This is a genomic window from Ruegeria sp. YTSC199, assembly GCF_059609725.1.
The window spans coordinates 21,749-35,012 of record NZ_JBXWMF010000019.1; the positions used below are offsets into that span (position 1 = coordinate 21,749).

A 13,264-nucleotide genomic window follows, 5' to 3' on the forward strand; every position below is an offset into this window, starting at 1 on the left:
CGCCCGACCCAAGGCCCCTTCTGCAGTGGGACCGAACCCGGAGGGCGGCATGGCGTCCGCCCCCCGGAAAGCTGTCATCAGGCGATGTCGCGCGGCGCAAAGGACATCGTGCGGAACGAGGTCTTGTAGGGGCTCGGCCCCAGTTTGCGCAGCTTGGCAACGCCCATCTTGTAGTTGTAGTTGCCGCTGATCCAGTCGACGATCCGGCCCTCAAGCGCGTTGGCCGGCTGCTGCATGTGCAGGAAGTCCATGTAGACAACGCTTTTCTTGATGGCGGGCGTGACCATGGCCACGGCTGTGATCGCCGCTTTGGTCAGTTCGATATGCCCGTTCTCCATCAGTTTCGAAAACTGGAAATCATCTCCTTCCACACCCAACAACGTATGCTTGTTGCCCGGAACGCGTTCCGAATACACCATCACATAGTCGCCGCTTTCGATACCGCGCTCGGCAGCATCATCAGGGTGGATTTCAACCCAGTTTTCCGGCCAGCGCTGCACGATATAGGGGCGGCGGCGGTCATCAAAACCGGACTGCCAGCGTTCGTTGATCCGACCGGAGGTCGCCCAAAGCTCGCCTTCGTCCTTGTTGGGTTTCAGCCATTCCCAATAGTCCGAGAACAGGCCCCAGGGCGATTTCTGGATGTTGCACTTACCGGTCTGGCTATTGAAATGCGTCAGCTTCTTGTTGAACACGTCCTTACCCGCTGCGCCGGTGTCGGGCAGTTTGCGGGTTGTGTCGTGCAGACGCTTGGTTTCAATCAGCGTGACGCCATCGGCATCCAGCATGACCGGGCATTGGACACCATCCGTTCCGAATTCACGAACTTTCTCGTGCAGGCCTTTGCCCTCTTTTTTGGCCAGTCGGTAGACCGCGTGGAAGTCCTTGCGCGACCCGCGTGTAAAGCGCACAGCCTCTTCGGCGACCTCGTTCGAGCTCTGCCAGTCGAACCCGTCAAAGCCCATCCGCTGTGCCAGCTGTCCGATGATCCACCAGTCGGGTTTCGCCGCACCGGGGGCATCGTAGAACTTCTGATACAGACGCAGGCGGCGTTCGCCGTTGGCGCGCAGGAAGTCCTCTTCACCCCATGTGGCTGCCGGGAACACGATGTCGGCATAACGGTTGCCGATCGGGTCCTGCAAGTAGATGTCTTGGTTGATCACCACCATACCGCCGCTGTCAGCGCGCGCCTTCAGCGTGTCGATCATCTCTTGCTTGTCGAAGCTGGCGATCTGGTGCGGGTTGCGGACGGTCAGTTCCTCGAACTTGTCGGCTAGCTGTTGCGAACCGCACATGGACTGGATCCAGGTGGTGCCGATCACATGGGCCATACGGGTATGACCTGCGATCAGATACCGGTCGGTATCCATGGCGCGGCGACGACGGCCCGGCAGTTTCTCGGGCGACTTGTTGCGCGGGTATTTCCCGCCTTTCACGCCGCCCCGCTGGTGCCCCCCGGCCCGGCCAATGACCTGACCCGGACGTCCGCCACACCCACAGATGATGCCCAGCGCGGAAATCGCCTGCGTGTTGCCGGTGTTGTTAGACCAATAGAACCCTTTCTCGATCATGATCGAGGTTTTCGGGCGCGAGCCGTCATCCTTGGGTTTGGCGAGCCATTCTGCAGCCGTATAGATTTTCTGCACGTCGATCTCGGCCATGGCCGCGGCGGTTTCTGGCGCGAACTCGTCCTGCGACAGCAGCCACTCTTTCCAGTCCTCAAAGCCCTTGGTCTGGAACTTGCCCCAGGTTGTGCGCCACTGCCATGGCGTGTTGCGGGTGCCCTGACCGAAGCCCGACGAGCTTTCCCATTTGTTGTTGACCCAATTCTTGATCCAGTCGCTGTCTTCCCAGCCATTTTCCACAATGACGCGGGCAATGGCGTTGACAACCAACAGGTCGGTACCGGGCAGAACGTCGATATGCAGACCGCCCATCTTTTCCGCATGGGCCACACCAGCAGACCGGCGCGGGATCAGATAGATCTCTTTCTGGCCGTTCTGCATCCCCTTCATCATCCACTGGGTATAGAGGATGGTTTTGGTCTCATACGGGTCGGTGCCGCAAACCAGAAGGGTTTCCGCATCACGCCAGTCCTCATAGGACGGGCCGAAATTGTCGAAACCCGCATCCCGGAAACCGGGAGTCGAGGTCACGTCGGACGGCGTATCGTGGAAGGTAAAGTTCGCCGTGTTGATATGGCGTAACGCGTATTTCGAGATCGCGTAGGTATTCTCGATATACTGGTAGCTGAATGTCTTCACGCCATAGGCATTGGTGCCGTGTTTGGCGGTGACGTGATTGCCCACCTCAGCCGCCACATCCAGCGCCAGATCCCACGGAACCGGCATCAGTGTGCCATAGATCCGCATCAGCGGCGTCTTCAGACGGTCGCGTGTGGGCGTCTGCGGGTTATAGCATTTCTGCGCGATACACCCTCCCCGCAAAGAGCTGTCTCCGTCGGTGTTGACGGTCTGGTTGTCTTTGTCGGGGATAATCACCACGTGGTGCGGCTGACCTTTGTGCAGCACGATATTGTGCTGGTTCGGGGCCACCCATGCACCCAGAGGTGCCACCGGGAAATCCTCGCCAAAGGCGTTTTCATCTGCGCCAGGCCCACCGGACTTGGCCGTCACAGGCCAGCGGTAGACTTTGTAACCACAGGCCACGATGCAATAGTCGCAGGCGGTCGAGATAACTTCGGCTCCCTTGGGCGGCAGCGGAACGTTGGTTTCGGGTACGTAATACGGGGTTGCCATGATTCCGTTTCCCTTATGCAATGAGGTTGTCGTAGCGGCCGTAGATCAGGCCGAACATGCCAACGGCGTAGATATCGTCACCGTCCAGCTCCAGAAGGACTTGCGGCAGCGACTGATACGCCTGACCTGACACTAGAATGCCGTGCCGGGTCACGTCGTAAGTCGACAGGTGCAGCGGGCACGGGCCCAGCACCTTGTGATCCGCCTTGTAGGTGTCGTACAGCGATCCGCCCTGATGCGTACATGTCAGGTTGAAGGCCACCACGTCCCTTTGCGGACCGATGCCGCCGCCGCTTTCCACGCCGGTCTTGACAAGGATCGAGTCCGAATAGTCACCCTCATCCGGATAGTAGAATTCGACCGGAACGTCCTGTTCCAGCTCGGACAGTTTACCGATCAGCTTGCGCGGATAGGTGGACACGAGGGCGGGAACCTGTTCGGCCTGACCGTGGCGCGTGGGCATGGCCACCATCACGGCAAAGGTCGTGGCACCTGAGGCGAACAGGAACTGGCGGCGGTTCACGGTGCAGGCCTTCTTGGCCTCGCCCGAACAGCTGCATCCGGTTGCGTTATGATCTGTCATGACGCTTACTCCTCTGCTGCAACCGCTGGAAGCGGCTGGTAATCCGGCAGGTCGGGTTCCTCGATCAGGATCTCCTCGCCAGACAGGGATTTCAGGAAGGCCACCAGATCCGCCTTTTCCTGATCATTCAGGCCAAGGGGTTGGATCAGCTGGGATTTATTGGCCGAGAACTCATTCTCTCCGCCGCCCTGGTTGTAGAATTCGACTACATCCTCAAGCGTCTCGATCATGCCGTTGTGCATGTAGGGTTCAGTATAGAGGGTGTAGCGCAGCGACGGTGTGCGGAACTTGCCCTTGTCGGCCTTTTCCTTGGTGCGGAAATAGAAGCCAGGGTCGTCCTTAGTGTGGCGATACATCTCTTCTGTCGAGCCTTTGGCGTAAAGCTCATACCGGAAGGTAACCTGTGCCAGACCGTCATCCTGCCAACCGTCATAGGCGGGCACGCCGGTGTTGTAGTATTTCTCATCCGACAGCAGCGCGCCGTTATGGCATTCGGAACACTGCGCCTTGCCCGCGAACAGCTCCAGCCCGCGTTTCTGTTCCTCAGTCAGCGCCGCATCATCCCCACGCAGATAATTATCGAAGGGGGTGTCGGTCTGAATGATGGTGCGTTCGAACGCGGCAATGGCGCGCCATGCGTTCGAGATACGTGGCCACTGATCGCCGAAGACGTCGTTGAAGCGATCGACGTATTCAGGAACGAAGGCCAGACGGGCCTCCATCATGTCGGCCTCACCGTTCCCGGCTACCGCACCACCCGCTGCAGATTTGGCCTGGCTTTCGAGGCTCTTGGATGAACCTGCCCAGAACAGCTTGCCGTAATAGGCCGAGTTCACGATGGTCTGGCTGTTGCGCCAGTGGGTTGTGCCAGGATAGCCAAATGAAATCGGCGCCTCGACATCCCATCCGATATAGGGATTGTGACAGGCCGAGCAGGGCGTCGACGGGTTGCCCCCCACACGCGGATCGAAAAACAGCATTTTGCCCAGTTCGATCTTGGCGTCGGTCTGCGGGTTGTCCAGCGGAACGGGCGGCTCGCCCAGCGCCACCAGAGGCGCATCCGGGTCAGGGTCTGCCCCGCCGATGCCGGCCTCAATCTCCATACTGGTTTCCGCAATGACCTGCGAACCAAGGACGGCAAACAGGGCAGCGGTGGCGATTGTGCCTTTGAAGTAAGACGAAAGGTCTTTCATGGGTCCACTCCTCAGTTTGTCGCGTCTTGCCAGTTCTCGATCGGCGCATAGTCCGTATCGATTCCCTCGGCGACGAAGTCGGGGCCGGTCAGCGGCTCGCCGGACAGCGCCTTGAGGAAGGCCACCAGCTGGGCTTGCTCGGTCTCGTTCAAATTCAGCGGTTCGATACGCGGATCCTTGTTTTCATCGTCACCACCACCGGCGTTGTAGAAGGCCACCACGTCCTCAAGCGTCGCCAGCGTGCCGTTGTGCATATACGGCGCGGTATAGGTCAGCTCACGCAGCGTGGGGGTCATGAAGGTGCCGAAAGTGTCGGCGGTGTGGGTGCGGATATAGGCGCCTGGATCGGCGCGCAGGTTCATGTAGTTCGCGACGCCCAGAAACTTCATCATGGTCACGAAGGTGATGTGACGTTCGGGGGTCGCCCAGATATCGGGATTATCGCCGACGCCGATGTTATGCGGGAGGTCATCGGTGAACCGCTCGCCGGAGTGGCAGGAGTTACAGCCGCTGGCGTTGAACAACTCGTACCCCGCCTTGGCTTCGTCCGTCATCTCGCCGGTGTCGAACGGTGCCCCGCGCGAGATCAGCGTTTTCAGATATTCAGGGATCGCGTTACGAACCCCGCCGTTGGACGGCTCGCCAAACCCGGCAGCTTCGAACATCTCGACATAGACCGGGTCCTGTTTGATGCGTTCCTGCATCAGACGCATGTCCATGTTCATGGAATAGGTTTCGGTGATGCTTTCGCGGGTCACGTCATTGAGGTTGGTGCCGATGCGCCCGTCATGGAACCACGCGGCGCGCTTTGCACTGTTGATCAGCGTTGGCACGTTGCGGAAATGCAGGTTGCCCGCGTAAGCGTCCGACAGGGCCTGCCCATCGGTGAAACCGTATTCCGGCTGGTGACAGCTGGCGCAGGACAGCTCGGTATCGCCCGAAAGTCTCGGATCAAAAAACAAACGTTTGCCAAGGGCCGCCTTGGCTGGGTCGAACTCTATGGCTTCTACCGGGCCCGGCTCATCCGCCTGGGCCTGGTGAACCGGGACCACAACGCCCATCGTCAGCAGCGAAACTGTCGATAGCGCCGAGAACCATGTTCTGGCTTTGGTCATCATCTGAAAGCCCCTTTTTCGCTATTCCGATCTCTCGGTTGGCCGAGAACCGGCTACACGAACCATAAGGTGCAGTTGTTTCGTAGTGATTTGATACAGGTTAAGGTTTGTGAAAAGATGTTAAATTTTGTAACGAAACGCCAAGAGCTAACGCACGGATAATCCGCGCAAGATCCTGAACCTCAACGGGTTTTTGAACACGGATCGTGGGGTCGCCTGCATCCGGAGTGTCAGCGTCGTCGAAATAGCTGCTGACCAGGATCGTCGAAACTCCGGGACGCAGGGATCGGGCCGCGCCGATCAGGTCAGTACCCTTCAGACCCGGCATCATAAGGTCAGTGACGATGACATCATAACCGTCCGGTGCCGCGCGGAATGCCTCCAGCGCCCGCTGCGGATCGGAATATGCCTCGACCTGATAGCCATAGCGGGTCAGTAACCGGCGCGTGACGTACAGGACGTTTTTATCATCATCCACCAGCAGCACATGTTCATCCCCGGCCACCGCACGAAGCTCGGCCTGCTGTTCGGGGCTGAGCGCGGGCATCATCGGGTAGAACAGACTGAATCGGGTGCCCTTTCCGGGTTCCGAGTACAGCTCGACCCTGCCATGGGATTCCTCGACACTGTTATGCACGATGGTCAGCCCCAACCCGGTGCCCTTTCCCACTGGTTTGGTCGAAAAAAATGGCTCGAACACCTTTTGCTGTACCGCGTCGCTCATCCCCGGGCCGGTGTCCGAAACATCCAGACGGATCACGCCAACCGCCTCGTCGGGCAGGTCATCGAGTACATCGTCATCCGCCCGGCTGATCCGCAGAACCACCTCGCCTGGCTGATCGCCCATCGCCTCGAACGCGTTGTGGCACAGGTTCAGCAGGGTCTGGAAAAACAGTGTGGTGTCGAAATCGGAAAAGGCCGCGTCGATCTCAATATCAAAGCGGGTTTCAACGCTGGGCGGGGCCGAGACTTTGATCAACTCCAACGCCTCTTGTGTGGCTTTCACCAGATCGCCGCGCTGCGGGTTTCGCGGGCGCTGGCGGGCAAAGGTCAGCATCTTACGCACCAGCGCCTGCGCCCGCCGCGCCGCGATGCGGATATGACTGACCGAGGTCTGGACATCCTCGTTCCCGTCGGCATCCAGTTCGATCAGATCGGCGTTGCCGATGACACTCATCAGCACGTTGTTGAAATCATGCGCGACCGAGCCCGCGAGGATGCTCACGGCCTCCATCTTCTGCACTTGGGCAAATTGTTCGCGGGTGCGTCGGGTTTCGGTGATGTCTTCGCCGATACCAATGTAATGGGTAACGGTGCCGTTCTGATCCACAAGCGGGAAAATCGCCGTCGAGACCCAGTAATGCGTCCCATCCTTGCGCAGGTTCCTGAATACACCGTACCAGCTTTGGCCCTGTTTCAAACGGCCCATCAGGTCCTTGTAAACCCCCTGACCGGAATAGCCCGATTGCAGCAACTTAGGCGAGTGGCCATAGACCTCGTCCGCAGTATACCCACTGAGGTCAAAGAACTTGCGATTGGCATATTCGATATTCAAATCGGTATCCGTAATCAGGATCGAGGCCGGGCTTTGTTCGACCGCGCGGGCCAGTTTGCGTTCGGCCAGTTCAACCTGTTCGCGCAGGGTAAGCTCCGCCTGCAGGCGGCTATTGGTGCGCAGGATATTGGTAATCAGCAAGGTGGTCAGAATGGCGATCACCCCGACAAGGACAATCAGCCCAACCAGCAGTACCGAGAAATTGCGCACCAGCCGCTCACCGTCTGAAAACGCCCGCACCATGCCCGAGAGGCTGAGGTCACGCTCTTTGACCCACAAATTTTCCAGCGCCGTCAACGCCGCCAGCGCGCCGCTGTCATCGACTCTGACCCGCGCGTCGATCTGTTCGGCGGTCTGGCCTGCTGCGATACCTTCTTCAATCAGAGGTATGTTGCCAGTGTATTCCAGAGCAACCGCTTCGATCTGTAGCAAGGCGTCCAGTTCAACCTGCGACGGGTCCGAGTTGCTATAGGCTTGAATCGTCCCCAACAGTCGGGCCGATTGCTGACGCAGGATCGGGCCATAGTCCGGGTCCTGCCGCAACACATAGTTCTTGAAGTTGTGGATCAGCCCGCCATAGCCGAAATCCGCACGGATATCTGAAATCCAGTAACCACGCGGCGTGGTTTCCGCCGAATAGCTTTGCCAGGCTTGGCGCATCTCGCCAATGCGGTTTCCGGTTTCGCGCGACATATACAGAAACACTGACAGAATGATCACCAGCGCGATGCCGATTGCAAAGGCCACGGCAAGCGACCGCCTAGGATAACCTTCGACCATTTGGGGAACGTCTTTCATGCCTGCACCCTGACCTGAAAAGCCTTCAGGCTCAGGGTGTGTCATGAATTGTGCAGCCGCACCACTAGTGTTGGTGCCGCAGGGGTTTAGTTCGGCCCCTCTTTTTCAGCCAATCCGTTCACATCGGCCGTGAAATCGGCCAGCATCGGAAGATAGCTATCCCCGCGCCCCGAGGCCTCCATTGCCGCAAATGCATTTCGCAGAACGGCCTGCACTGGGGTCACGGCACCCACATCGTTGGCAAGGTTCGCCAGATACCGCATGTCCTTATGCGCATTGGTGATGGTGAACCTGTGAGCGTTTGCATCTCGTTCCAGCGTCCACTTCATGAAGGTTTCATAGAACCCGTTCGACAACCGGCCGGGGCGGATCACCGAATCCACCTGCTCCGCGCTTAGCCCGGACTTGCGGGCGACAGCCAGCGCCTCGGAATATAGCGCAGCGTATCCCAGCGAGATGAAGTTGTTGATCAGCTTCATTTTGTGACCCAACCCAACGTCGCCCATGTGCACGACCAGACCGGCCCAGCAGTCTAGGACAGGCTTGATGCACTCGAAGGTTTCCGGCGCAGCACCGACCATGGCGTCCAAAGTACCGGCCTCGGCCTCTTTTGGAGTACGCCCAAGTGGCGCATCAGCCAGATCCATGCCAGCGGCCCGAAGATCTGCAGCCAGCTGCAAGGTTGAGACCGGGTCGGAGGTTGAGCAATCCACAACGATCAACCCGGCCTTAGCCGACGCCAGAATCCCGTCATCTGCCCGAACCAGTTGTTCAACCTGTGGGCTGCCGGAAACACACAGATGGATGATGTCACATTGTTCGGCCATCTGTTTTGGCGAGGTGACTTCGGTCGCGCCACGTTGCACCAGATCATCAACTGGTTGTCGATTGCGGTGCCCCATGACAACAAGAGAATAACCATGTTCAAGGATATTCTTCGCCATGCCATGCCCCATCAGGCCAACGCCGATGAAACCGATAACGGGTTTTTCCATAAAGTGCCCCTTTCCCATGTCAGGGCTGCATTTTCTCAGGTATTCTCAATACAGACCCCGTCGCCCCACGTGTAGTGGTGCAACCACTTGCCAAGGTCAACGGTATCAATGTTTCGTAACTTTGGGCAGGGCGCACCAGGGTCAAGACACCGCCTTGGAAGCACCAGCGCTGAGCTAGAAGTCCAGCCCGATATCGATGGTGCGGTAGGAATGGGTCAGCGCGCCGGACGAGATATAGTCCACACCGGTCGCCGCGACGGCAGCCACCGTGTCACGGCTGATATTGCCCGAAGCTTCGGTCACGATCCGGCCGTCCACCAGCGCAACAGCTTCTCTCAGCATTTCCGGCGGCATGTTATCCAGCAACACCACATCGGCCCCGCCGACCTCAAGCACTTCGGCCAGTTGTTCCAACGTGTCCACCTCAATCTCCACCTTCATCATGTGTGAGGCGCGGGCCTTGGCGGCCTCAAGCACCGCCCGCACGCCACCAGCGGCAGCGATGTGGTTGTCCTTGATCAGGATCGCATCTGACAGCGAGAAACGATGGTTGAAACCGCCGCCATGCAGGACGGCCTGTTTCTCGACAATGCGCAGGCCGGGCGTCGTCTTGCGGGTACAGGTAATGCGCGCTTTGGTGCCTATGGTTTCACCAACCAGTGCGGCTGTAGCCGTCGCCACACCGGTCATGCGCCCGGCAAAATTCAACGCCACCCTCTCGCCCGACAGGATCGAGGCGGCACTGCCTTTGATCTCCATCAGCGTGTCACCCTTGGCGCACCGCTGACCGTCCGCACGAAGGGTCGTGATCTGCAGCAACGGATCGACCAGACGGAACGCCAGCGCGGCCACTTGCATGCCGGAAACCACCGCATCCTCACGCGCGTTCAGCCGGGTGTTATAGGTGGCATCTGCCGGGATCACGGTCAGCGTGGTGACATCACCATTGGCCCCCAGATCCTCCATCAGCGCGGACCGCACCATGGGTTCAAGGATCATGTCGGGCAAAGCCGGATAAATCATGCTGCGTCCTTTGCAATGCGGTCCCGCAAGGCCATCGCCTGAGTCAGTTTCAGGGCCGACCGTTGGCCGGGGCCGGGAATAAGGTCAGGGAAATCGGATCGGTAATGCGCACCGCGGCTTTCCTCGCGCAACAAAGCGGCAGCGGCGATCAAAGTGGCGGTGGCGGTCATGTTGAGGAACACTGCGGACTCGGAGTGTTTGTCTTCAAGCGCAGCTATTTGTGTCAAGGCGCGGCGCAGGCCTTGTTCGTCGCGCACCACACCGACATGTTCGGTCATGGTGCGGCGCAAGGCGGCGACATCCTGATCCAACGTAAATTCCTCACCAGGGATCAATTGGGCATCAACCTCGGGCGCGTCCTGCGTGGTCACCACATCCGCAATGTCCCGCGCGCAGGAGCGGGCAAATACCAGTGCCTCGAGCAACCCATTAGAAGCCAGGCGATTGGCCCCGTGCAATCCGGTCGAGGCTGCCTCACCACAGACCCAAAGCCCGGTCAGAGAACTGCGTCCCGCCAGATCTGTCTGAACCCCGCCCATATGGTAATGCGCCGAGGCAGTCACCGGGATCGGGTCGCGCGCTGGATCAACGCCATTGCGCAGACAGGCTTCAGTCACTGCGGGGAATTGGGATGCAATCTCTGCCCCGATAGCATCGCGGGTGTCCAAGGCGGGTCGTTTTCCCACCTGCGCCTGCAGGTAGACGGCGCGGGCAACTGTATCGCGCGGGGCCAGTTCAGCATCGGGGTGGATATCAGGCATGAACCGATGGCCGTCGCGGTCGATCAGAACGGCGCCTTCGCCGCGCAGGGCCTCGGTCGCCAACGGGGTCGGGTCTTCTCCGAAATCAATCGCGGTGGGGTGAAACTGAACAAACTCGGCATCGGCGATCCGCGTGCCGGCACGAGCGGCCATGCCGATCCCCTGCCCCCGGATACGCGCCGGATTGGTGGTCTGTGCATAGAGGCCAGAAGACCCGCCGGTGGCCAGGACATGCGCCGCCCCACGCAACAGAACGGTTGGCGCCGTGGCCGTATCTGCATTGGTCAGATAAACACCAGTGACCGTCGTGCCGTCGCTTTCCAGCCCAACGGCTTGCGCGCCTTCGATCACCTGAACCGAAGGCGTCTGGCGCAATTCCTCGATCAGCGCGCGCATGATCTCGGACCCGGCCTGATCGCCCTTGACCCGCACCACCCGCGCCGCCGAATGCGCCGCCTCGCGCGATTGCACAAAGCCACCGTCGGCGGTGCGGTCGAACCCGGTTCCGAGGTCGGACAGGTCGAGAATATGCTCGGGCGCGGCTTGGGTAACGAACTCGGCCACTTCGCGCAGGACCGAACCGGCGCCTGCACGCATGGTATCCTCGGCGTGGGCTTCGGGGCTGTCCGTCCGCGCCATCGCCGCTGCGACACCGCCCTGCGCCCAGGCCGAACTTGCGCCGGATCCCAGCGGTTCGGGCGAGATCATCACAACCGGACAAGGGGCCAGCTTCAGCGCGGTGTAAACCGCCGCCAGCCCGGCCCCTATGATGACCACTCGCGGCGTCTCAACGGTCTGCATGTCGTCGATCAAATACCCAGTTGACGAGAGAGGTCGATCATGCGCTGCACCGAAAGGCGCGCCTTGTCTGCCACGTCCGCATCAACCTCGACCTGTCCGGTCATGGTATCCAAAGCGAATAGCACTTTTTCCAGCGTGATCTTCTTCATGTAGGGGCACATATTGCAGGGGCCGACAAACTCGACCTCGGGCAACTCATCGGCAATGTTGGACGCCATCGAACATTCGGTGATCAGCAGCGCCTTTTCCGGTTTCTCATCGGTTACATATTTGATGATCCCGCTGGTCGAGCCCGAGAAATCCGCCTCGGCCACAACATCCGGTGGGCATTCGGGATGCGCAATCAGACGCGTGCCCGGGTTCCATTCGCGGAAGTCACGCAGGTCGTGGGCCGAGTACTGCTCGTGCACGATGCACGACCCCTCCCACCAGACCACGTTCTTCTGTGGCACGTCGCGGGCCACGTTCTGAGCCAGATACTGGTCGGGGGACATGATAACGGTGTCACTGTCCTGCGCGGCCACGATCTGCGCCGCGTTGGACGAGGTACAGCAGATATCAGAGGCCGCTTTGACCTCGGCCGTGGTGTTCACATAGGACACAACCGGCGCGCCGGGGTAGCGGCGACGCATTTCCTCGATGCCCTCTGCGGTGATCGATTCCGCCAGCGAGCACCCGGCCTCCATATCCGGCATCAGCACCGTCTTTGCAGGGCTGAGGATCTTAGACGTTTCGGCCATGAAATGCACACCGCATTGCACGATCACATCCGCCTCGACTTCTGTTGCCTTGATCGCCAGTTGCAGGCTGTCGCCACCGAAATCGGAAATGCCGTGATAGATCTCGGGCGTCATGTAATTGTGGCCCAGAATGACCGCGTTACGCTGGGTCTTCAGATCGTTGATCGCCTTCACGTAAGGCGCGTAGATCGCCCAATCGACGGGCGAGACCACCCGGGACATGCGGTCATAGATATCACTCATGCTTGCGGCAAGCTCGGGCGACGGGGCTAGGTCATACTTTTCGGAAAGATGCGCGCGCTGCGCGGGTAGGTCGAACACGGGACTGTTTTTCTGCCTGATGAACTCGTGACACTGTTCATATGGGGTTTGTGGCGGATTTACCACCGCCCAGATCAGAAGAATGTTCTGATAATGTCGGCGTCGGCGGAATTATCTTGCCGAACCGCGCAATTCTCAGCCCTCACTCTCAAACCCGGTAATGACGGTCATGATTGCCGCGACCAACTATTCGACTCGCTGCGATTCAGAGGCATCCAGATGGGGCTGCGAGAATCGACCTCTGTCATTGTAGAAATAGCGGCCCGACGCGTTTAAGAATTCCGCGGACAGGGCCGCCCTAACCAAGAAACCGCGCCGACCCCGATGTCATTGCACGGCCAATGCCGTCGGTCACTCCTGTGATCAGAGATGTTCTGGACATCACGGTCATCTTAACCGCAACTCAGCAGGACGTTCCTGCCGGGTTATCACGCGTTTCGTTTGAAGACGCGGAACTGAGCCGGAGGTTCAGATCCCATGATGCAGCTTTTCCAATCTGGCGTTCACCCGAACGCGAAAACACATAATCACGCAAAGTGCGCAGCTAAGTCCAAGCCGGGCGTAGGATGCCGCGAACGCGTTGGCTCATGCCTTCAGGCACATCAAATGAACCTTGCGAA

General features: G+C 59.4%; 9 protein-coding genes. All 9 read right to left on the reverse strand.

The genetic code is table 11. The features are described from left to right. Window positions 1-77: 77 nt before the first annotated feature. Window positions 78-2,759, reverse strand: a complete 2,682-nt coding sequence (locus tag AC2FEE_RS17530; protein ID WP_496866625.1) for an arsenate reductase (azurin) large subunit — start codon at window positions 2,757-2,759, stop codon at window positions 78-80. Window positions 2,760-2,772: 13 nt separating this feature from the next. Continuing rightward, window positions 2,773-3,342 carry an arsenate reductase (azurin) small subunit gene (locus AC2FEE_RS17535; protein ID WP_496866626.1) on the reverse strand — a complete coding sequence of 190 codons (570 nt, stop codon included), beginning with the start codon at window positions 3,340-3,342 and terminating at the stop codon, window positions 2,773-2,775. Between the two features lie 5 nt (window positions 3,343-3,347). Beyond that, a complete protein-coding gene (locus AC2FEE_RS17540; protein WP_496866627.1) occupies window positions 3,348-4,535 on the reverse strand; it encodes a cytochrome-c peroxidase in 1,188 nt (395 codons plus the stop codon). 11 nt (window positions 4,536-4,546) lie between these two features. Beyond that, window positions 4,547-5,650 carry a cytochrome-c peroxidase gene (locus tag AC2FEE_RS17545; protein ID WP_496866628.1) on the reverse strand — a complete coding sequence of 368 codons (1,104 nt, stop codon included), beginning with the start codon at window positions 5,648-5,650 and terminating at the stop codon, window positions 4,547-4,549. 100 nt (window positions 5,651-5,750) lie between these two features. Then, window positions 5,751-8,003 (reverse strand): hybrid sensor histidine kinase/response regulator, encoded by a 2,253-nt coding sequence (locus AC2FEE_RS17550; RefSeq protein WP_496866629.1) that lies wholly within the window; start codon window positions 8,001-8,003, stop codon window positions 5,751-5,753. A gap of 86 nt (window positions 8,004-8,089) precedes the next feature. After that, window positions 8,090-8,998, reverse strand: coding sequence for an NAD(P)-dependent oxidoreductase (locus tag AC2FEE_RS17555; protein ID WP_496866630.1), 909 nt, complete (start codon window positions 8,996-8,998; stop codon window positions 8,090-8,092). 174 nt (window positions 8,999-9,172) lie between these two features. Next, window positions 9,173-10,021, reverse strand: coding sequence for a carboxylating nicotinate-nucleotide diphosphorylase (nadC, locus tag AC2FEE_RS17560; protein ID WP_496866631.1), 849 nt, complete (start codon window positions 10,019-10,021; stop codon window positions 9,173-9,175). After that, window positions 10,018-11,583, reverse strand: coding sequence for an L-aspartate oxidase (locus AC2FEE_RS17565; protein WP_496866632.1), 1,566 nt, complete (start codon window positions 11,581-11,583; stop codon window positions 10,018-10,020). Before AC2FEE_RS17565 ends, nadC begins: the two co-directional genes overlap by 4 nt. A gap of 8 nt (window positions 11,584-11,591) precedes the next feature. After that, window positions 11,592-12,644 (reverse strand): quinolinate synthase NadA, encoded by a 1,053-nt coding sequence (nadA, locus tag AC2FEE_RS17570; RefSeq protein WP_496866633.1) that lies wholly within the window; start codon window positions 12,642-12,644, stop codon window positions 11,592-11,594. Between the last annotated feature and the right edge of the window lie 620 nt (window positions 12,645-13,264).

Bases quoted from the DNA above. Each gene is read 5' to 3' on its own strand.
- AC2FEE_RS17540 (WP_496866627.1), bottom strand. From the start codon at position 4,535: ATGAAAGACCTTTCGTCTTACTTCAAAGGCACAATCGCCACCGCTGCC.
- AC2FEE_RS17550 (WP_496866629.1), bottom strand. From the start codon at position 8,003: ATGAAAGACGTTCCCCAAATGGTCGAAGGTTATCCTAGGCGGTCGCTT.
- nadC (WP_496866631.1), bottom strand. From the start codon at position 10,021: ATGATTTATCCGGCTTTGCCCGACATGATCCTTGAACCCATGGTGCGG.
- AC2FEE_RS17535 (WP_496866626.1), bottom strand. From the start codon at position 3,342: ATGACAGATCATAACGCAACCGGATGCAGCTGTTCGGGCGAGGCCAAG.
- AC2FEE_RS17545 (WP_496866628.1), bottom strand. From the start codon at position 5,650: ATGACCAAAGCCAGAACATGGTTCTCGGCGCTATCGACAGTTTCGCTG.
- AC2FEE_RS17565 (WP_496866632.1), bottom strand. From the start codon at position 11,583: ATGCAGACCGTTGAGACGCCGCGAGTGGTCATCATAGGGGCCGGGCTG.
- AC2FEE_RS17530 (WP_496866625.1), bottom strand. From the start codon at position 2,759: ATGGCAACCCCGTATTACGTACCCGAAACCAACGTTCCGCTGCCGCCC.
- AC2FEE_RS17555 (WP_496866630.1), bottom strand. From the start codon at position 8,998: ATGGAAAAACCCGTTATCGGTTTCATCGGCGTTGGCCTGATGGGGCAT.